Origin of the sequence: Streptococcus mitis (genome assembly GCF_946190335.1) — a bacterium.
Lineage (GTDB): Bacteria > Bacillota > Bacilli > Lactobacillales > Streptococcaceae > Streptococcus > Streptococcus mitis_CH.
On the sequence record NZ_CAMHZN010000003.1, the window covers coordinates 239,443 to 260,829 of the forward strand.

Sequence of the window (21,387 nt, forward strand, 5' to 3'; positions counted from 1 at the left end):
TTTTAGAGTAGAAAACTGACAGTTGAGAAATATTCTAGCAATGGTGAGAATTTCTAGCCTATAATAAGAGCAAGTAAGGGAGGAAGAATGATGGAAAAAATGAAAAAGCAAATTCGTATTTTGTTATTGCTGACGTTCTTTGGTCTTAGTAGCTGTTCTTGTTTAAGTTTGTCGACTTGGGCTTTGATGTTAAATCAAAACTGCTTCTATTATTTAGTTGGCATGTTGCTCCTTGCCAGTATTGGTGCAGGGCTAAACTACTATAGTGGACAGCGAAATCAATCTTATTCAGTTTTTAAGGAAGATAAGCAACAATTCTTGTATAGTCTCTTGCTCTTAGTAAACATTTTGGGTTTAGCTTTAATTGTCATAGAACATATCCTTGCAGGAAATACATCCGTAGAAGGGTTTGTGGAAGCCTTTCTACCAAGTTTCTTTTTCTTATTTGGTATTGATTTGTTAGTTTTTCTGCCGATTCAGAAGTATGTAAATGGATTGAAAAAGATTTTGGGTAAGAAGGAAATATGTTTTATTAGTGGACTAGCTATTCTAATCTTTCTCAGAAATCCTTGGATGCTATTATCCATGACCTTTTATATTACCTTAGGAATGCTATTTCTAGGACTGTTGGTGCCAAAAGTCATTCGCTGGGAAGTTTCGTTTTACAGCCATTTGATGAGAGATATCTTATTAGTTGTCTTTTTACTGTTCCTATTTTAAGATCAAAACAAGCACTGGCTCAAGTTTTCAATTCATAATATGAAATTCACAGATAATATCTCGACAAAGAACAACTTTTTGGTATAATAGAAACATGTACACTAAAAACGAAGAAGAGTTACAGTCCTTAGGTGAACGTTTGGGCTATTTATTGGAAAAGAATGATGTCTTAATTCTAACTGGAGAACTGGGTGCGGGCAAAACGACCTTTACAAAAGGCCTTGCTAAGGGATTACAGATTTTTCAGATGATTAAGAGTCCAACCTACACTATCGTAAGAGAGTATGAAGGGCGTCTTCCGCTTTACCACCTAGATGTTTATCGTATTGAGGGAGATGCGGATTCTATTGATTTGGATGAGTTTCTCTTTGGTGGTGGGGTAACTGTCATCGAGTGGGGACATCTTTTAGGTGATGCCTTGCCAGATACTTATTTAGAATTGGAAATTCTAAAAGAAGAAGACGGTCGCAGATTACATTTCCAAGCAAAGGGTTTGCGTGCAGAAAAACTCTTAGAGGAGCTTCAACATGGAGTATGAATTGCTCATTAGAGAAGCAGAACCTAGTGATGCGGCTGAATTAGTGACATTTTTAAATCGTGTCAGTGTAGAAACAGATTTTACCAGTCTGGACAGGAATGGCATTTTGATGACAGATACTGAGATGGAGTTGTTTTTGGATAAACAGGCTCACTCGGAAAATCAAATCACTTTACTGGCCTTGCTGAATGATGAAATTGCTGGTCTTGTAAATATCACAGCTGATCAACGCAAGAGAGTTCGTCATATTGGAGATCTCTTTATTGTGATTGGTAAGAAGTATTGGAATAATGGACTGGGGAGTTTGTTACTTGAAGAAGTCGTAGAATGGGCGCAGGCTAGTGGCATTCTTCGTCGACTTCAACTCACTGTTCAAACTCGTAATCAAGCTGCAGTTTATCTATATCAAAAACATGGCTTTGTCATTGAAGGTAGACAAGAGCGCGGTGCGTACATAGAAGAAGGGGAATTTATCGATGTTTACCTGATGGGTAGGCTGATAGATTAATAGAAATATGGTTAAAAAAATTATTGGAATGGTGCTAGCTTTTCTAGCTGTGACGGTTTTGGGTGTGGGTGTTTTTGCTTATACTATTTATCAGCAAGGTACACAAACCTTATCAAAAACCTATAAAAAAATTGGAGAAGAAACCAATGTTATTGAGGCGACTGAACCCTTAACGATTCTTTTGATGGGGGTTGATACTGGGAATGTAGAGCGTACAGATCAATGGGCTGGAAATAGTGATTCCATGATTCTCTTGACGGTGAATCCACATACTAAGAAAACCATGATGTTGAGTTTGGAACGTGACATCCTGACTAAAATTCAGCATAAAGATGGCCAGATTGAGGAAGCGAAGTTAAACGCTGCCTATGCTGGTGGTGGTGCAGAGTTAGCTATTTCAACCATTCAAAAGATGATGAATATCCATATCGATCGCTACATTATGGTTAATATGCAAGGATTGCAACAATTAGTCGATGCAGTGGGTGGTATAACCGTCAACAACACGCTAGGCTTCCCAATTTCTATTAGTGATCAAGAGGAATTTAATACCATTTCTATCGGTGTTGGAGAACAGACAATAAATGGAGAAGAAGCGCTTGTTTATTCCCGCATGCGTTATCAAGACCCAGAAGGAGACTACGGACGTCAGAAGCGTCAGCGTGAAGTCATTCAAAAGGTTGTTGAAAAAGTTCTTAGTTTGAATAGCGTTAGTCACTATCAGTCTATCTTAAAAGCCTTAAGTACGAATATGCAGACTAATATTGATTTATCTGCGAAAAGTATTCCTAGCTTGTTGGGCTATAAAGATTCATTTAAAACCATTGAATCTCAACAATTGAAGGGCGAAGGAGAGATGTTGCAAGGTATTTCTTACCAGATTGTTTCGAGAGAGCATATGTTGGAAATGCAGAATATATTGCGACGTTCTTTGGGACAAGAAGAAGTCACTCAGCTGGAAACAAATGTTGTCTTATTTGAAGATTTGTTTGGACGGGTGCCTGTTGGTGATGGGGAGAATCAACAACAAGGTGTCTTTGTAACAAATGAAGTAGAATAGTTCGTTTTTTAATACAAATAAAAAATTAATCGTGGGAAATTTCCTGCGATTTTTTCAAAAAAATACGAATAGATAGGTAGGAGGAAACATGAAAGCGGAAATCATTGCTGTTGGAACAGAGATTTTGACCGGACAGATTGTTAATACCAATGCCCAGTTTTTGTCGGAAAAACTAGCAGAGATTGGGGTAGACGTATATTTTCAGACGGCTGTAGGAGACAATGAAGCTCGTCTCTTGTCTTTGCTTGAAATTGCCAGTCAACGTAGCAGTCTGGTGATTTTGACAGGTGGTTTAGGGCCAACTGAGGACGATTTGACCAAACAAACTCTGGCTAAATTTTTAGGGAAAGAATTAGTCTTCGATCCTCAGGCTCAGGAGAAGTTGGATGTCTTTTTTGCCCAGAGACCAGACTATGCCCGAACACCGAATAACGAAAGACAAGCTCAAATTGTAGAAGGAGCGACTCCACTGCCCAACGAAACTGGACTGGCTGTGGGAGGCATTTTGGAAGTCGATGGAGTGACCTACGTTGTCCTTCCAGGTCCACCAAGTGAATTGAAACCGATGGTCTTAAACCAACTTCTACCCAAGTTGATGACAGGGAGCAAGCTGTATTCCCGAGTTCTTCGTTTCTTTGGAATTGGCGAGAGCCAGCTGGTTACGATTTTGTCTGATTTGATTGATAATCAAACAGATCCGACCTTGGCCCCTTATGCTAAGACAGGGGAGGTAACCTTGCGTCTGTCAACAAAGGCTAGCAGTCAAGAAGAGGCGAATCAAGTGCTGGATATCTTGGAAAATCAAATCTTAGGTCGCCAGACCTTTGAAGGCCTTTCTTTACGAGAACTTTGCTATGGTTATGGGGAAGAGTCCAGTTTGGCCAGCATTGTGGTAGAAGAACTGAAAAAACAAGGGAAAACCATCACGGCTGCAGAGAGTTTAACGGCAGGGCTTTTCCAAGCCAATGTAGCGGATTTTTCGGGTGCTTCAAGTATATTTAAGGGTGGTTTTGTAACCTATAGCCTGGAGGAAAAATCAAAGATGTTGGATATTCCTGTCAAGGATTTGGAAGAACATGGTGTGGTGTCTGAATTTACAGCTCAGAAGATGGCTGAGCAAGCACGAATCAAGACTAAGTCTGATTTTGGCCTTAGTTTGACTGGAGTGGCAGGACCAGATAGCCTAGAAGGACATCCAGCTGGGACAGTCTTCATAGGCTTGGCTCAAGAGCATGGAACTGAGGTCATCAAGGTTAATATTGGAGGCAGAAGTCGAGCAGATGTACGTCACATTGCAGTTATGCATGCCTTTAACCTAGTTCGCAAGGCTTTATTAAGTGACTAACTTTTGATATAATAGTAGATAGGTCTGAGGACCATTAGAATGTAGGAGAATAGAATGGCGAAAAAACCAAAAAAATTAGATGAAATTTCAAAAAAATTCGGTGCTGAACGTGAAAAAGCCTTGAATGACGCTCTTAAATTGATTGAGAAAGACTTTGGTAAGGGATCAATCATGCGTTTGGGTGAACGTGCCGAGCAAAAGGTGCAGGTGATGAGCTCAGGTTCCTTGGCTCTTGACATTGCCCTTGGTTCAGGTGGTTATCCTAAGGGACGTATCATTGAAATTTATGGACCAGAGTCATCTGGTAAGACAACAGTTGCCCTTCATGCAGTTGCACAAGCTCAAAAAGAAGGTGGTATTGCAGCCTTTATCGATGCAGAACATGCCCTTGATCCAGCTTATGCTGCGGCCCTTGGTGTCAACATTGACGAATTGCTCTTATCTCAACCAGACTCAGGAGAGCAAGGTCTTGAGATTGCAGGAAAATTGATTGACTCAGGTGCTGTAGATCTTGTCGTAGTCGACTCAGTTGCTGCCCTTGTACCTCGTGCGGAAATTGATGGAGATATCGGAGATAGCCACGTTGGTTTGCAGGCTCGTATGATGAGCCAGGCTATGCGTAAACTTGGTGCTTCTATCAATAAAACCAAAACAATTGCCATCTTTATCAACCAATTGCGTGAAAAAGTTGGGGTGATGTTTGGAAATCCAGAAACAACTCCTGGTGGACGTGCTCTGAAATTTTACGCATCAGTCCGTTTGGATGTTCGTGGAAGCACACAAATCAAGGGAACTGGTGACCAAAAAGATACCAATGTCGGTAAAGAAACTAAAATCAAGGTCGTGAAAAACAAGGTGGCTCCACCATTTAAGGAAGCCTTCGTTGAAATCATGTACGGAGAAGGTATTTCTAAGACTGGTGAACTCTTGAAAATCGCAAGCGATTTGGATATTATCAAAAAAGCAGGAGCTTGGTACTCTTACAAGGATGAGAAAATCGGGCAAGGTTCTGAAAATGCTAAGAAATACTTGGCAGATAACCCAGAAGTCTTTGATGAGATTGACCATCAAGTCCGTGTTCAATTTGGTTTGATTGATGGAGAAGAAGCTGCTGAAAGCAAAAAAGATGAAGCAGTTCAAGCAGATTCTTTGAATGAAGAAGTAACTCTTGACCTAGGCGATGAGCTTGAAATCGAAATTGAAGAATAAGCTGTCAAAGTAGTGGAGAAAACCACTGCTTTTTCGTTGTCTTTTTCTGGTTTTCAGCTCACGCATAGTTTGCTGTTTCTTGTCGCTCCTCTAGAAAGCTGATATAATAGCCTTATGAATAAAAAACGAACAGTGGACCTGATACATGGTCCGATTCTTCCCTCGCTCTTAAGCTTCGCCTTCCCAATCTTGCTATCAAATATTTTTCAACAGCTCTATAATACTGCTGATGTCTTGATTGTTGGACGATTTCTTGGTCAAGAATCCTTGGCTGCAGTAGGAGCGACGACAGCAATTTTTGACCTGATTGTAGGTTTTACTCTTGGTGTCGGCAATGGCATGGGAATTGTCATTGCCCGTTATTATGGAGCTCGGAATTTCACTAAAATCAAGGAGGCAGTAGCAGCTACCTGGATTTTAGGTGCTCTTTTGAGTATTGTAGTTATGCTGCTGGGATTTGTCGGTCTGTATCCACTCTTGCAATATTTAGATACTCCTGCAGAAATCCTTCCTCAATCTTATCAATATATTTCAATGATTGTGACTTGCGTGGGTGTCAGCTTTGCTTATAATCTTTTTGCAGGTTTGTTGCGGTCCATTGGGGACAGTCTAGCAGCGCTTGGATTTCTGATTTTCTCTGCCTTGGTTAATGTGGTTCTGGATCTCTATTTCATTACGCAATTGCATCTGGGAGTTCAATCCGCGGGACTAGCTACCATTATTTCGCAAGGCTTATCAGCGGTTCTTTGCTTTTATTATATCCGTAAGAGTGTGCCTGAGCTACTCCCTCAGCTCAAGCATTTCAAATGGGATAAGACCTTGTACGCGGATCTCTTGGAGCAAGGTTTGGCTATGGGCTTGATGAGTTCGATTGTGTCCATCGGCAGTGTGATTTTACAGTCTTCTGTCAATACTTTTGGAGCCGTGATTATTAGTGCTCAAACAGCGGCGCGACGCATTATGGCTTTCGCCCTTCTTCCCATGACCGCTATTTCTGCATCAATGACGACCTTTGCTTCTCAGAATCTAGGAGCTAAGCGACCAGACCGCATTGTTCAAGGACTTCGAATCGGCAGTCGTTTAAGTATATCCTGGGCAGTTTTTGTTTGTGTCTTCCTCTTTTTTGCCAGTCCAGCCTTGGTTTCCTTCTTGGCTAGTTCGACGGATGATTGCTTGGTAGAAAATGGTAGTCTGTACTTGCAAATCAGTTCAGCTTTTTATCCTATTTTGAGTCTCTTATTGATTTATCGCAATTGTTTGCAGGGCTTGGGGCAAAAGGTCCTTCCTCTGGTTTCTAGCTTTATAGAACTAATCGGGAAAATCGCTTTTGTGGTCTTGATTATCCCTTGGGCGGGCTATAAGGGAGTTATCCTTTGTGAACCCCTTATCTGGGTTGCCATGACCATCCAACTGTACTTTTCACTCTTCCGTCATCCTTTGGTAAAAGAAGGCAAGGCCATCTTGACAACAAAAGTGTCATCATAGCTCGATTTACTGAATAAAATCCATTTCCTCTAGTGAAAATCGAAAAAACTTGTGTTATAATAAGAAAGATTAAAATGTGAAAAAAGGAGATTCCTAATGGGACGTAAATGGGCCAATATCGTAGCCAAGAAAACGGCTAAAGATGGAGCTAACTCTAAAGTATATGCAAAATTTGGTGTAGAAATCTATGTAGCAGCTAAAAAAGGTGATCCAGATCCGGAATCAAACTCAGCCTTGAAGTTCGTTATCGACCGTGCTAAACAAGCCCAAGTGCCAAAACACGTTATCGATAAAGCTTTGGACAAGGCTAAAGGAAACACAGACGAAACCTTTACAGAAGGACGTTACGAAGGTTTTGGACCAAATGGTTCTATGCTGATTGTTGATACTTTGACTTCAAATGTCAACCGTACAGCGGCCAATGTCCGTGCAGCCTTTGGTAAAAACGGCGGAAACATGGGTGCTTCAGGTTCTGTTTCTTACCTCTTCGATAACAAGGGAGTTATTGTATTTGCAGGTGAAGATGCGGACGCAGTCTTTGAGCAATTGCTAGAAGCAGATGTGGATGTGGATGATGTAGAAGCAGAAGAAGGTACAATCACAGTTTACACAGCTCCAACTGACCTTCACAAGGCTATCGTTGCTCTTCGTGAGTCAGGTGTCGAAGAATTCCAAGTGACTGAATTGGAAATGATTCCTCAGTCAGAAGTGGAATTGTCAGGCGATGACCTTGAAACCTTTGAAAAACTTTACAGCGTCCTTGAGGACGACGAAGACGTACAAAAAATCTACACAAACGTAGACGGGTTCTAATTTAACCTAGAGAACATGATCCTAAGTGAAAAAATCACTTGGGATTTTTTGAATCAAGAAAATAGTTCTCTAGGAAACTTTTTTTTGACATCTCTTTTCAAAGTGGTAAAATAGTTCTCATGGAAACTTATTTAGTTCCTAGGAGAACTAAATGTGATGGTTAGAAAGGAGTTAGTATGGATAAACCGATGTTAGTCTTTAAGCGTTTTGCTCATCAGATTCACCTGATGGTGCAAAAGGAAGCCAAACGTTGTGGTATTGAATTTATGGGTGGGCCTCAAGGTCAGGTTGTGCGTTTTTTGGATAATCGTGAGAAAAATCAAGAATTGGTCTTGATTAAAGATATCGAGCAGGAACTCAATATTACCAAGTCTGTTGCTAGTAATTTGGTCAAGCGTATGGTGCAAAATGGTCTGGTAGAATTGGAGGCGAGTTCTAGCGATAAGCGGGCTAAGTTTGTTCGTCTGACGGAAAAATCGCGTTCTCAAATGCAAGAATTTAAGGCCTTTTTTAAACGCATAGACAAGCAGTTGTTGGCAGACGTAGATGAAGGCGAATTACTGATTTTTGAGAAAGTCCTCAATCAATTACAGGAAAATATCAAGAGAATAGGAGGAGATAATGAAGAAATTAGCCAAACGAATTAGTGGAAAAGAATGGGGGATGATTTTACTAGCCATTCTCTTTACCTGCTTTTCGGTTTATCTAGAGTTGGAAGTGCCGACCTATATCTCTAAAATCACTGATTTACTAGGAACTCAGGGAACCAACTTGGATGAGTTATGGCAGCCGGCAAGCATGATGGTGGGAATGTCCTTTCTAGCTTTCTTATCCGCAGTTGCAGTTGGATTTTTTGCTTCCCGAGTGGCTGCTTCTTATACTAGTAGGCTGAGAAGTGATATTTTTAACCGAGTTTTGGATTACTCGCAGACAGAGATTAAGAAATTCTCTATTCCTAGTCTCTTGACGCGTACGACCAATGATATTACTCAGGTTCAGATGTTGATTACCATGGGTTTGCAAGTGGTTACGCGTGGTCCGATTATGGCTATCTGGGCTATTGGGAAGATTTTAGGCCATTCAGAATACTGGCTCTGGGCCGTACTTGTGGCAGTGATTGTCAACGTCCTGATGACAACTGTTTTGATGACGCTAGCCTTTCCAAAACAGTCCTTGATTCAAAGTCTGACTGATAAATTGAACAGTATCACTCGTGAAAGTTTAACAGGTATTCGTGTTGTTCGTGCCTACAATGCTGAAGAATACCAAAATGAAAAATTTGCATCAGCAAATGATGAATTGACACGCTTGAATTTGTTTGTCAACCGTCTTATGGCTATTTTGAACCCTATCATGATGGGGATTTCAAGTGGTTTGAGTGTGGCGATTTACTGGATTGGGGCCTATGTGATTAACGACGCTGCTCCGATAGCGCGTCTGCCTCTCTTTAGTGACATGATTGTTTTCATGTCTTATGCCATGCAGGTTGTCATGGGCTTCCTTCTCATGGGGGCGCTCTTCATCGTTCTTCCCCGAACCATGGTCTCTGCTAAGCGGATTAATCAGGTTTTAGATTTGCATTCTTCTATCCAAAATCCTGCTCAAGTGCAGTTGGCTGATGAAAACCTCAAAGGTCAGGTCGAATTTAAGGATGTGACCTTCCGCTATGCGGCAAATTCGGAGGCGGTTATTGAGAATATTAGCTTTAAAGCAGAAGCGGGTCAAACAGTGGCCTTTATTGGGTCAACTGGTTCTGGTAAATCAACTCTGGTCAATCTGATTCCACGTTTCTACGACGTGTCAGCAGGAGAAATTCTGGTAGATGGTGTCAATGTTCAAGACTATGACTTGAAAGATTTGCGCAACAAGGTTGGTTATATTCCTCAGAAAGCGGTTCTCTTTTCAGGTGATGTTAAGGGCAATTTGGACTTTGGACACAGTCAAGAAACACCACTTAGTGAACAGGCTATGTGGCAGGCTTTGGAGTTGGCCCAGTCTAAGAACTTTATCGAAGACAAGGAAGCGGGCTTATCGTCAGAAGTGGCCCAAGGAGGAACCAACTTCTCAGGTGGTCAAAGACAGCGTCTGGCAATTGCGCGTGCCTTAGCTCGGAAGCCAGAAATCCTCATCTTTGATGACTCCTTCTCAGCTTTGGACTACAAGACAGACCGTGTCCTACGCCAAGAGCTAGCAGAGAAAACCAAGTCTATGACCAAGCTTATCGTTGCACAGCGTATTTCAACGATTATGGATGCAGATTTGATTTTGGTCTTGGATCAAGGAAAAGTCGTGGGACAAGGCACCCACAAGGAACTTCTAGCTAATAACGAAGTTTACCAAGAAATTGCCTATTCACAACTATCGAAGGAGGAATTGGAACATGGAAAATAAGAAAATGTCTCTCTGGAAACAGAGTAAACCCTATCTTGCAGGCCTCCAGTTTGCCCTTCTAATCGCCTTTCTAGCAACAATCTTATCCAATATCATTACTGTATATGGTCCAACCCGCATCAAGGAAATGACTAATATTATTGCCAGTGGTTTGGAAACAAGTGTGGATGTCGCGGCGGTTGCAGCTATTGGTGGTTTTTTGGCCGTCATCTATGTGATTGGACTTTTATCAAATTATTTGCAGGCCTTTCTGTTTACAACAGCTATTCAACGTTTTTCAGAGCGTTTGAGAAGAGCTATTGCAGAGAAAATTAATCGCCTTCCATTGGGATATTTTGATGGACATTCTCAAGGAGATACCTTGTCTCGTGTAACCAATGACGTTGACACTGCAGCCCAGTCCCTTAATCAAAGTCTGGGAACAGTTCTTTCATCTAGTTTACTGGTCGTAGCAGTCTTGGTAACCATGTTTGGGATGAACTGGATTTTAGCCTTGGTGACGGTAGTTTCAACCCTTATCGGTTTTGTTTTCGTGTCCGTCTTTATGGGCAAATCCCAGGGCTTCTTTAAGAGTCAGCAACAGGATTTGGCGGCTGTCAATGGCTATGTGGAGGAAATGTACTCTGGCCATAATGTGGTGACCAGTTACAATGCCATCGAGAGTACGAAAGAAGAGTTTGCGAAATTAAACCATCGTCTGTATGATAGTATCTGGAAATCTCAGTTTATTTCAGGGATTATGATGCCGATTATGATGTTTATTGGTAACTTTAGCTATGCCTTGGTGATTATTGTTGGTGCAGCCTTGGCCTTAAATGGGCACATCAGTATCGGGATTATCGTTGCCTTTATGGCTTACGTTCGTATCTTTTCTCAGCCTCTTTCGCAAATCGCTCAAGGGATTACCAGTCTTCAGCAGGCTAGTGCAGCCATGGGACGTGTCTTCGAGTTCCTAGCTGAAGAGGAAATGGAAGACGAATCCCATAAAGCAAGACAATTGAGCGATATGAAAGGTCAAGTGGTCTTTGATCGAGTTTCCTTTGGTTATACACCAGAGCGAACCATTATTCATGACTTTTCTGCGACAGCTCATGCAGGTCAAAAAGTTGCGATTGTCGGGCCGACCGGAGCTGGTAAGACAACCATTGTCAATCTTTTGATGAAGTTCTATGAGATTGATAAGGGAAGTATCCGTATCGATGGTGTGGATACCAAGGAGATGAAGCGTTCGGAAGTACACGATGCCTTTTCAATGGTCTTGCAGGACACCTGGCTCTTTGAAGGTACTATCCGAGACAATCTCATCTATAACCAAAAGGGTATTAGTGATGAGCGCGTGATTGAAGCCAGCAAGGCTGTAGGGATTCACCACTTTATTATGACCCTACCAGATGGTTATGATACCGTCTTGGATGACACGGTAACCTTGTCTGTCGGACAAAAACAACTCTTGACTATCGCTCGTGCTTTGCTGAAAGATGCTCCACTCCTAATCCTAGATGAGGCAACTTCTTCTGTTGATACCCGTACAGAGGAATTGATTCAGAAAGCCATGGATCGTTTGATGGAAGGCAGAACTTCCTTTGTCATCGCCCACCGCTTGTCTACTATCCGTAATGCGGATCTGATTCTGGTTATGAAAGATGGGAATATCATCGAGCAAGGAAATCATGATGAGCTGATGGCGCAAGCTGGTTTCTACGCTGACCTCTACAACAGTCAATTTACAGAAGACGAAGCAGAAGAATAAACCCAAAGAAGGCTTGACGGCCTTCTTTTTCTGCACTATACTAGAAGACAAGTGCTTCCCTGTAAGCAAAATTTGAGTAAGTGATGAGAAAATATATGAAAAATTATCAAGAATGGTATGACTACATTGCTGCTAACGTTGAAAATAGGCCCTTTCTTCTGAGCTTGTTAAGAACTTTCAATCTCTTCATGACGGTAGTTATGCCTATGATTTATCTAACCTTGTTAGCAACTACCTATCTCCAACAAGAATTTGGGAAACAGGTCTTGATGTATGTGTTTATCCCTGCATCAGGTTTTGTGATTTTGTCCCTTCTCCGTAAGAAAATCAATGCCCCTAGGCCTTATGAGGAATGGGATATTAAACCCTTGCTTGACAGAGATGGTCCTGGTCAGTCTATGCCCAGCCGTCATGTCTTTTCAGCAACCATTATCTCCATGGCTTGCTTGCATGCTAGTCTAACTATGGGGATGATTTGTTTGACATTATCAGCCTTCCTAGGTCTAGTGAGAGTCTTAGGTGGAGTGCATTTTCCCAAGGATGTAGTGGCTGGCTATATGAGTGCTCTTGTGTGGGGTGTGATTTTCTTTCTATTTTGACCTGCAAGTTAAGGTAACCCTACAACCACTTACGGGGTTAAAGTAACCACTTGCTTTTTTGCTCTTGTTTTCTTATTTTGGCTTTGATATAGTAGAGTCAGAAAGGAGATGGAATGAAGTTACGAATCGAAATTGACAGCAATTTAGAGGAAACTGAAATTGTCATCAAGGCAGTGGCTTTGACAGATGAGATTGCGGATTTACAGCGGCTCTTGCAAGAATCCAAGTCTCCTAGGTTGATTTTTTACAAGGGGACGGGTGAATATTATCTGGACTTGTCGGAAATTCTCTTCTTTGAGACGGAAGGTAGCAAGATTTACGCCCATACCCAGAAAGATGCCTACGAGGTTCGACTTAAACTCTATGAGTTAGAGTCTATTCTGCCCCGTTATTTCAGTCGAGTATCCAAGTCGACCATTGCTAATATTCGGCAAGTTTACTCGGTTGACAAGTCCTTTTCAGGAACGGGCACCATTTCCTTTTATCAAACCCACAAGGAGGTTCATGTCTCACGACATTACCAATCCCTCCTAAAAGAAAATCTAAGAAACATGAGGTAAGAAGATGAAAAAGAAAGCATTTGGTATTGTGTTGCTCATTTTGGCGGCTTTAATATTATTACAAGGGAATTTTGGAATCCCTTCATTCGGTGGGCAAATTTGGCCCTTGCTTGGTATTGCATTTTTTGCCTATCAATCAGTTGGAGCTTTGTTGCGTCGTCACTTAACTTCAGCCTCTTTTACAGCTCTAGTAGCCTTAATGATTGCTAACCACTTTTATGGCATTTTACCAATTCCTAATCAGTCATTGTTCTGGGCAAGTATTTTAATCGTAATGGGTGTCAGCGCACTCACTCATTCTAACAGAACTTGGAATGGGAAAAAATGGTGGTATGATGGTAAAAAGACCATTCTGACAGATAAGGAAGTTGCTTTTGGGACTGGGACTTTCTACAAGCAAAATCAAGAATTGGTAGACGACCAAGTAGAAGTTGGTTTTGGAAATGCCAAGATATATTATGACAATGCAGAGATTTTAGGAGATAGCGCAACTCTGAAAGTGGAAGTCGGTTTTGGGAATGCAGTTATCTATGTTCCTAAACATTGGGGAGTTGATTTAAAGGTAGAAACTTTCTGTGGCGTAGCCAAGGCAGATACTCCTCTAGCGCCAACCAGCAAAACCTTGATTATCCGTGGAGATGTGGCCTTTGGGAAGTTGGGAATTGTCTACGTTAAATAAAAAAATCTTCCAATTCCCTTGCAAAAATGAAGAAAGTGTGATAACATAGTACAGTATGTGGTGCTAGCACATCCGCTATATTAGATCTAATAGGAGGAAAACACAAATGGCTAAAGTATGTTACTTTACAGGTCGTAAGACTGTATCAGGAAACAACCGTTCACACGCGATGAACCAAACAAAACGTGCCGTAAAACCAAACCTTCAAAAAGTTACTGTTCTTATCGATGGTAAACCTAAAAAAGTTTGGGCTTCAGCTCGTGCTTTGAAATCAGGTAAAGTTGAACGCGTTTAATAATAAAAGTAAGGAGACCTTAGGGTCTTTTTTCTTTTACTGTAGATATAAAATCATTTGAAAAATAGAGTAAATATCCGCTGATACAGTATTCTGCTTTTACACTTGGGCTGAAATATGATAAAATAGAGTATCAACTAGTTGAGGTAAAAAGGATGACTGTAAAAATTAATACAAAAGATGGTCAAATCGAACTAACAGATGAAGTGATTGCAACCGTCGTAGGTGGAGCAGCAACTGAAATTTTTGGTGTGGTCGGTATGGCTAGTAAAAATGCCCTCAAAGATAATTTCCAAGCCCTTCTAGGTAAGGAAAATTATTCCAAAGGTGTCGTCGTAAAAGCGGCCGAAGATGGCAGTATTGCAGTTGATGTATATACCGTGTTGAGCTACGGAACAAAGATTAGCGAAGTGTCAAAAAACATTCAAGAGCGTGTTCGTTTTAGTTTGGAAAACCAACTTGGAATTACCGCTCAGACTGTAAATGTCTACATTCAAAATATCAAAGTTGTAGGAGAATAATCGTGTCAAAAATTACTACTAGCTTATTTCAAGAAATGGTGCAGGCTGCATCAACTCGCTTGAATAAGCAAGCTGAATATGTCAATTCATTAAACGTCTTTCCAGTTCCAGATGGAGATACTGGAACAAACATGGGAATGACCATTGAAAATGGAGCTAAAGAAGTTGCAGACAAGCCAGCTTCTACAGTTGGAGAGGTAGCGAGCATTCTTGCCAAAGGTCTTTTGATGGGTGCGCGTGGAAACTCAGGAGTTATTACGTCTCAGCTTTTCCGCGGATTTTCACAAGCCATCAAGGATAAAGACGAGTTAACAGGTCAAGACTTGGCCCTTGCCTTCCAATCAGGTGTGGAAGTTGCCTATAAGGCCGTTATGAAACCAGTTGAAGGAACGATTTTGACAGTTTCTCGTGGTGCTGCTATCGGTGCTAAGAAAAAAGCTGAGCAAACAGATGACGCTGTTGAAGTCATGCGCGCAGCCTTGGAAGGTGCTAAAACAGCTCTTGCTAAAACGCCAGATATGCTTCCAGTCTTGAAGGAAGTTGGCGTTGTGGACTCAGGTGGTCAAGGACTGGTCTTCATCTACGAAGGTTTCCTTTCAGCCCTTACTGGCGAATATATTGCATCTGAGGACTTTGTGGCGACTCCTGCTAATATGAGTGAAATGATCAATGCGGAGCACCACAAGTCTGTAGCTGGTCACGTAGCGACTGAGGACATCACATTTGGTTATTGTACTGAAATCATGGTAGCTCTTAAGCAAGGTCCAACCTATGCTAAAGATTTTGACTACGACGAGTTCCGTAACTACTTGAATGAACTCGGGGATTCTCTCCTTGTTGTCAACGATGATGAAATTGTCAAAGTCCATGTCCATACAGAAGATCCAGGACTTGTTATGCAAGAAGGTCTCAAATATGGTAGTTTGGTCAAGGTAAAAGTTGACAATATGCGTAATCAACACGAAGCACAGGTTGAAAAAGAAGCTGCTCAAGTTAGCAAGCCAGCTGAAGAAAAAGAGTATGCTTTGATTGCTGTAGTGGCTGGTAAAGGCCTAGCAGATATCTTCCGTTCCCAAGGTGTTGATTATGTTATCGAAGGCGGTCAAACCATGAATCCTTCAACAGAAGACTTTATCAAGGCTGTTGAACAGGTCAATGCTCGTAACATCATCTTCCTGCCAAATAACAAGAATATCTTCATGGCAGCTCAATCTGCAGCAGAAGTTTTGGAACAACCAGCAGTAGTGGTTGAAGCTCGTACTCTTCCTCAAGGATTGACTAGTCTTCTTGCCTTTGATCCAAGCAAGTCCATCGAAGAAAACCAAGAGCGTATGACAGCTGCTCTTAGCGATGTCGTTAGCGGAAGCGTCACAACAGCTGTGCGTGATACAACGATTGATGGCTTAGAAATCCATGAAAATGATAATCTTGGTATGGTGGATGGGAAAATTCTCGTGTCAAACCCTGACATGCACCAAACCTTGACTGAAACATTGAAACATATGTTGGATGAAGATAGTGAAATCGTAACATTCTATGTCGGTGAAGATGGAAGCGAAGAACTTGCCAATGAAATTGCTCAAGAAATCGTAGAAGAATTCGAAGACGTTGAAGTCGAGATTCACCAAGGAGAACAACCGGTTTACCCATACCTATTTAGTGTGGAATAAGATTAATGAAGGACTGAGAAATCAGTTCTTTTTTCTTTTTTAGTAAATGAAATCGGTATCTTTTTAATAAAAACAAAAATAACATTCATAAATAAACGTTAAAATAGAAAATTCAGAAAATTTCTTCTTTTGTCTTGAAAAATTTTGAAAAAATGGTATGATAGTAACAAGTTATTTTTAAGAGAAGAGAAAGGGGAACAATGGAGAAAATCAGTTTAGAATCTCCTAAGACGGGGTCGGACCTAGTTCTGGAAACACTTCGTGATTTAGGAATTGATACCATCTTTGGTTATCCTGGTGGTGCTGTCTTGCCTTTTTATGATGCGATATATAATTTTAAAGGCATTCGCCACATTCTAGGGCGCCATGAGCAAGGTTGTTTGCATGAAGCTGAAGGTTATGCCAAATCAACTGGAAAGTTGGGTGTTGCCGTCGTCACTAGTGGACCAGGAGCAACAAATGCCATTACAGGGATTGCAGATGCCATGAGCGATAGCGTTCCCCTTTTGGTCTTTACAGGTCAGGTGGCGCGAGCAGGGATTGGGAAAGATGCCTTTCAGGAGGCAGACATCGTGGGAATTACCATGCCAATCACTAAGTACAATTACCAAGTTCGTGAGACAGCTGATATCCCTCGTATCATTACGGAAGCTGTTCATATCGCAACTACAGGCCGTCCAGGGCCAGTTGTCATTGACCTACCAAAAGACGTATCTGCTTTAGAAACAGACTTCATTTATTCACCAGAAGTGAACCTACCAAGTTATCAGCCGACTCTTGAGCCAAATGATATGCAAATCAAGAAAATCTTGAAGCAATTATCCAAGGCTAAAAAGCCAGTCTTGCTAGCTGGTGGTGGAATTAGTTATGCTGAAGCTGCTGCGGAACTAAATGAATTTGCAGAACGCTATCAGATTCCAGTGGTAACCAGTCTTTTGGGGCAAGGTACGATTGCAACGACTCATCCACTTTTCCTTGGAATGGGAGGCATGCACGGATCTTTCGCAGCTAATATTGCCATGACGGAAGCGGACTTTATGATTAGTATTGGTTGCCGTTTCGATGACCGCTTGACGGGGAATCCTAAGACCTTTGCTAAGAATGCCAAGGTTGCCCACATTGATATTGACCCAGCTGAGATCGGCAAGATTATCAGTGCAGATATTCCTGTAGTTGGAGATGCTAAGAAAGCCTTGCAAATGTTGTTGGCAGAACCAACAGTTCATAATAATACTGAGAAATGGATTGAGAAAGTCACTAAAGACAAGAACCGTGTTCGTTCTTATGACAAGAAAGAGCGTGTGGTTCAACCGCAAGCCGTTATTGAACGAATTGGTGAATTGACGAATGGAGATGCCATTGTGGTAACAGACGTTGGTCAACACCAAATGTGGACAGCTCAGTATTATCCATACAAAAATGAACGTCAGTTAGTGACTTCAGGTGGTTTGGGAACGATGGGATTCGGAATTCCAGCAGCAATCGGTGCTAAAATTGCCAACCCAGATAAAGAAGTAGTCTTGTTCGTTGGGGATGGTGGTTTCCAAATGACCAACCAGGAATTGGCTATTTTGAACATTTACAAGGTGCCAATCAAGGTGGTCATGCTGAACAACCACTCACTTGGAATGGTTCGCCAGTGGCAGGAATCCTTCTATGAAGGTAGAACGTCAGAGTCAGTCTTTGACACCCTCCCTGATTTCCAATTGATGGCGCAGGCTTATGGCATTAAAAACTATAAGTTTGACAATCCTGAGACCTTGGCTCAAGACCTTGAAGTCATCACTGAGAATGTTCCTATGCTAATCGAGGTAGATATTTCTCGTAAGGAACAGGTGTTACCAATGGTACCAGCTGGTAAGAGTAATCATGAGATGTTGGGGGTGAAGTTCCATGCGTAGAATGTTAACAGCAAAACTACAAAATCGTTCAGGAGTCCTCAATCGCTTTACCGGTGTCCTGTCTCGTCGTCAGGTCAATATCGAAAGCATCTCTGTTGGAGCAACAGAAGATCCGAATGTATCGCGCATCACCATTATTATTGATGTAGCTTCACATGATGAAGTGGAGCAAATCATCAAGCAGCTGAATCGTCAGATTGATGTGATTCGCATTCGAGATATTACAGACAAGCCTCATTTGGAGCGCGAGGTGATTTTGGTTAAGATGTCAGCGCCAGCAGAGAAGCGTGCTGAGATTCTAGCCATTATTCAACCTTTCCGTGCAACAGTGGTAGACGTAGCGCCAAGCTCGATTACCATTCAGATGACAGGAAATGCTGAAAAGAGTGAAGCTCTATTGCGAGTCATTCGACCATACGGTATTCGTAATATTGCTAGAACGGGTGCAACTGGATTTACCCGCGACTAATACTCTTCGAAAATCAAATTCAAACCACGTCAGCTTCGCCTTGCCGTACTCAAGTACAGCCTGCGGCTAGCTTCCTAGTTTGCTCTTTGATTTTCATTGAGTATAAAAATCCAACTTAAATTTGTTAAACCAGCCTAAAAGGCAATAAATAATAGAAAAGAGAGAAAAACTATGGCAGTTCAAATGGAATACGAAAAAGATGTTAAAGTAGCAGCACTTGACGGTAAAAAAATCGCCGTTATCGGTTATGGTTCACAAGGACATGCGCATGCTCAAAACTTGCGTGATTCAGGTCGTGATGTCATTATCGGTGTACGTCCAGGTAAATCTTTTGACAAAGCAAAAGAAGATGGATTTGACACATACACAGTAGCAGAAGCTACTAAATTAGCTGACGTTATCATGATTTTGGCACCAGACGAAATCCAACAAGAATTGTACGAAGCAGAAATCGCTCCAAACTTGGAAGCTGGAAACGCAGTTGGATTTGCTCATGGTTTCAACATTCACTTTGAATTTATCAAAGTTCCTGCAGATGTAGATGTCTTCATGTGTGCTCCTAAAGGACCAGGACACTTGGTACGCCGTACTTACGAAGAAGGATTTGGTGTTCCAGCTCTTTACGCAGTTTACCAAGATGCAACAGGAAATGCTAAAAACATTGCTATGGACTGGTGTAAAGGTGTTGGAGCAGCTCGTGTAGGTCTTCTTGAAACAACTTATAAAGAAGAAACTGAAGAAGATTTGTTTGGTGAACAAGCTGTACTTTGTGGTGGTTTGACTGCCCTTATCGAAGCAGGTTTCGAAGTCTTGACAGAAGCAGGTTACGCTCCAGAATTGGCTTACTTTGAAGTTCTTCACGAAATGAAATTGATCGTTGACTTGATCTACGAAGGTGGATTCAAGAAAATGCGTCAATCAATTTCAAACACTGCTGAGTACGGTGACTATGTATCAGGTCCACGTGTGATTACTGAGCAAGTTAAAGAAAACATGAAAGCTGTTTTGGCAGATATCCAAAATGGTAAATTTGCAAATGACTTTGTAAATGATTATAAAGCTGGACGTCCAAAATTGACTGCTTACCGTGAACAAGCAGCGAACCTTGAAATTGAAAAAGTTGGTGCAGAATTGCGTAAAGCAATGCCATTCGTTGGTAAAAACGACGACGATGCATTCAAAATCTATAACTAATTGATAGAAATCAAGTTGAAGGCGAGTTGGGGGGACCTAACTCGCTTTTATAATCAATTCATCTTTGTTTGAGAGGATGGATTGTGATAGTATGAATAGTCTAGGAGAAAAAGATGTTAAGTTCAAAAGATATCATCAAGGCTCACAAGGTCTTGAACGGTGTGGTTGTGAATACCCCACTGGATTATGACCATTATTTATCGGAGAAGTATGGTGCTAAGATTTATTTGAAAAAAGAAAATGCCCAACGTGTTCGCTCTTTTAAAATTCGTGGTGCCTATTATGCTATTTCTCAGCTCAGCAAGGAAGAGCGTGAGCGTGGGGTAGTCTGTGCCTCTGCGGGAAATCATGCGCAGGGAGTTGCCTATACTTGTAATGAGATGAAAATTCCTGCTACTATTTTTATGCCAATTACAACTCCGCAACAAAAGATTGGTCAAGTTCGCTTTTTTGGTGGGGATTTTGTAACCATTAAACTAGTTGGGGATACCTTTGATGCTTCAGCCAAAGCAGCTCAAGAATTTACAGTCTCTGAAAATCGTACCTTTATTGATCCCTTTGATGATGCCCATGTTCAAGCTGGTCAAGGGACAGTTGCTTATGAGATTTTAGAAGAAGCTCGAAAAGAATCAATTGATTTTGATGCTGTTTTGGTCCCTGTTGGCGGCGGTGGTCTCATTGCTGGGGTTTCTACCTATATCAAGGAAACAAGTCCAGAGATTGAAGTTATCGGAGTAGAGGCTAATGGAGCGCGTTCCATGAAGGCTGCCTTTGAAGCTGGTGGACCAGTCAAACTCAAAGAAATTGACAAATTTGCGGATGGGATTGCTGTGCAAAAGGTAGGTCAGTTGACCTATGAAGCAACTCGTCAACATGTTCAAACTTTGGTAGGTGTCGATGAGGGATTGATTTCTGAAACCTTGATTGACCTCTACTCTAAGCAAGGGATTGTCGCAGAACCTGCTGGAGCTGCTAGTATCGCTTCTTTAGAGGTTTTGGCTGAATATATCAAGGGGAAAACCATTTGTTGTATCATTTCTGGAGGAAATAATGATATCAACCGTATGCCGGAAATGGAAGAGCGTGCCTTGATTTATGATGGGATCAAGCATTACTTTGTGGTTAATTTTCCACAGCGTCCGGGGGCTTTGCGTGAGTTTGTAAATGATATCTTGGGGCCAAATGATGATATCACACGTTTTGAGTATATCAAACGAGCTAGCAAGGGGACAGGCCCAGTATTGATTGGGATTGCCTTGGCAGATAAGCATGATTATGCAGGCTTGATTCGTCGAATGGAAGGTTTTGATCCAGCTTATATTAACTTAAATGGTAATGAAACGCTCTATAATATGCTTGTCTGAGGACTAATAAAAAAATATCATATTATTTGCACAATTGATGTATAGGTGCTATAATGAAGATGAAGAAAGGGGGCGATTCCTATGGACTTAGGAAATCGATTACGCTATTTCTATCATAACTCATTATAGTACCTATGTTTTTTGATTCAGTTTATAGTAAGGGAGTAAAATTACTTGTTATATGTAAGGAGTTTTTTGAAATCTACTATTTTATATATAGCTAATCTGAAATTTGGCTAAATATAATAGGAATTAGAAAAAATAATCAATACTAATGAGAAGCCTTATACTGAGTTAACTGAGAAGAGTGATAAGA

At 41.3% G+C, this 21,387-nt stretch carries 21 protein-coding genes; all 21 read left to right on the forward strand.

What is annotated here, in order from left to right; translation table 11 throughout:
• Window positions 1-87: 87 nt before the first annotated feature.
• On the forward strand, window positions 88-720 hold the full coding sequence (locus N8O43_RS06295) for a competence protein (RefSeq protein ID WP_261009457.1): 633 nt from the start codon (window positions 88-90) through the stop codon (window positions 718-720).
• Between the two features lie 94 nt (window positions 721-814).
• Window positions 815-1,258 (forward strand): tRNA (adenosine(37)-N6)-threonylcarbamoyltransferase complex ATPase subunit type 1 TsaE, encoded by a 444-nt coding sequence (gene tsaE / locus N8O43_RS06300; RefSeq protein WP_084925601.1) that lies wholly within the window; start codon window positions 815-817, stop codon window positions 1,256-1,258.
• Window positions 1,248-1,766: a GNAT family N-acetyltransferase gene (locus N8O43_RS06305; protein WP_261030490.1), complete on the forward strand. Its 519-nt coding sequence runs from the start codon at window positions 1,248-1,250 to the stop codon at window positions 1,764-1,766. The genes tsaE and N8O43_RS06305 overlap by 11 nt, the downstream gene beginning before the upstream one ends.
• 7 nt (window positions 1,767-1,773) lie before the next feature.
• A complete protein-coding gene (gene lytR, locus N8O43_RS06310) occupies window positions 1,774-2,826 on the forward strand; it encodes a glycopolymer--peptidoglycan transferase LytR (protein ID WP_000239273.1) in 1,053 nt (350 codons plus the stop codon).
• An 88-nt stretch (window positions 2,827-2,914) separates the two neighbouring features.
• The gene (locus N8O43_RS06315; RefSeq protein ID WP_261089767.1) at window positions 2,915-4,171 is read left to right on the forward strand and encodes a competence/damage-inducible protein A; all 1,257 of its coding nucleotides are present in this window, start codon (window positions 2,915-2,917) and stop codon (window positions 4,169-4,171) included.
• Window positions 4,172-4,225: 54 nt separating this feature from the next.
• The gene (gene recA, locus N8O43_RS06320) at window positions 4,226-5,380 is read left to right on the forward strand and encodes a recombinase RecA (RefSeq protein WP_261089768.1); all 1,155 of its coding nucleotides are present in this window, start codon (window positions 4,226-4,228) and stop codon (window positions 5,378-5,380) included.
• 114 nt (window positions 5,381-5,494) lie between these two features.
• Window positions 5,495-6,865: an MATE family efflux transporter gene (locus tag N8O43_RS06325; RefSeq protein WP_261089771.1), complete on the forward strand. Its 1,371-nt coding sequence runs from the start codon at window positions 5,495-5,497 to the stop codon at window positions 6,863-6,865.
• A 96-nt stretch (window positions 6,866-6,961) separates the two neighbouring features.
• Complete coding sequence (locus N8O43_RS06330; protein ID WP_000532883.1) at window positions 6,962-7,678, forward strand: YebC/PmpR family DNA-binding transcriptional regulator; 717 nt, start codon at window positions 6,962-6,964, stop codon at window positions 7,676-7,678.
• Between the two features lie 176 nt (window positions 7,679-7,854).
• On the forward strand, window positions 7,855-8,325 hold the full coding sequence (locus tag N8O43_RS06335; RefSeq protein ID WP_261089773.1) for a MarR family winged helix-turn-helix transcriptional regulator: 471 nt from the start codon (window positions 7,855-7,857) through the stop codon (window positions 8,323-8,325).
• Entirely contained in the window at window positions 8,300-10,069 is a 1,770-nt protein-coding gene (locus N8O43_RS06340; RefSeq protein WP_261089774.1) for an ABC transporter ATP-binding protein, read from the forward strand. Before N8O43_RS06335 ends, N8O43_RS06340 begins: the two co-directional genes overlap by 26 nt.
• Entirely contained in the window at window positions 10,059-11,819 is a 1,761-nt protein-coding gene (locus N8O43_RS06345) for an ABC transporter ATP-binding protein (protein ID WP_261089775.1), read from the forward strand. The genes N8O43_RS06340 and N8O43_RS06345 overlap by 11 nt, the downstream gene beginning before the upstream one ends.
• A gap of 95 nt (window positions 11,820-11,914) precedes the next feature.
• Window positions 11,915-12,418 (forward strand): phosphatase PAP2 family protein, encoded by a 504-nt coding sequence (locus N8O43_RS06350; RefSeq protein ID WP_261089776.1) that lies wholly within the window; start codon window positions 11,915-11,917, stop codon window positions 12,416-12,418.
• 113 nt (window positions 12,419-12,531) lie between these two features.
• Complete coding sequence (locus N8O43_RS06355) at window positions 12,532-12,978, forward strand: LytTR family DNA-binding domain-containing protein (RefSeq protein ID WP_261089777.1); 447 nt, start codon at window positions 12,532-12,534, stop codon at window positions 12,976-12,978.
• 4 nt (window positions 12,979-12,982) lie between these two features.
• The gene (locus tag N8O43_RS06360; protein WP_261089778.1) at window positions 12,983-13,657 is read left to right on the forward strand and encodes a LiaF transmembrane domain-containing protein; all 675 of its coding nucleotides are present in this window, start codon (window positions 12,983-12,985) and stop codon (window positions 13,655-13,657) included.
• A gap of 106 nt (window positions 13,658-13,763) precedes the next feature.
• Window positions 13,764-13,952: a 50S ribosomal protein L28 gene (rpmB, locus tag N8O43_RS06365; RefSeq protein WP_001140948.1), complete on the forward strand. Its 189-nt coding sequence runs from the start codon at window positions 13,764-13,766 to the stop codon at window positions 13,950-13,952.
• Window positions 13,953-14,107: 155 nt separating this feature from the next.
• Entirely contained in the window at window positions 14,108-14,473 is a 366-nt protein-coding gene (locus N8O43_RS06370) for an Asp23/Gls24 family envelope stress response protein (RefSeq protein ID WP_000216437.1), read from the forward strand.
• Between the two features lie 2 nt (window positions 14,474-14,475).
• Window positions 14,476-16,143, forward strand: a complete 1,668-nt coding sequence (locus tag N8O43_RS06375) for a DAK2 domain-containing protein (RefSeq protein WP_084923273.1) — start codon at window positions 14,476-14,478, stop codon at window positions 16,141-16,143.
• A gap of 200 nt (window positions 16,144-16,343) precedes the next feature.
• Window positions 16,344-18,044 carry an acetolactate synthase large subunit gene (locus tag N8O43_RS06380; RefSeq protein ID WP_261009444.1) on the forward strand — a complete coding sequence of 567 codons (1,701 nt, stop codon included), beginning with the start codon at window positions 16,344-16,346 and terminating at the stop codon, window positions 18,042-18,044.
• Window positions 18,037-18,513, forward strand: coding sequence for an acetolactate synthase small subunit (gene ilvN / locus N8O43_RS06385; protein WP_001253803.1), 477 nt, complete (start codon window positions 18,037-18,039; stop codon window positions 18,511-18,513). The genes N8O43_RS06380 and ilvN overlap by 8 nt, the downstream gene beginning before the upstream one ends.
• Before the next feature lie 171 nt (window positions 18,514-18,684).
• Window positions 18,685-19,707: a ketol-acid reductoisomerase gene (gene ilvC, locus N8O43_RS06390; RefSeq protein WP_000290683.1), complete on the forward strand. Its 1,023-nt coding sequence runs from the start codon at window positions 18,685-18,687 to the stop codon at window positions 19,705-19,707.
• A gap of 113 nt (window positions 19,708-19,820) precedes the next feature.
• The gene (gene ilvA, locus N8O43_RS06395; protein WP_000952975.1) at window positions 19,821-21,071 is read left to right on the forward strand and encodes a threonine ammonia-lyase IlvA; all 1,251 of its coding nucleotides are present in this window, start codon (window positions 19,821-19,823) and stop codon (window positions 21,069-21,071) included.
• Window positions 21,072-21,387: the final 316 nt, after the last annotated feature.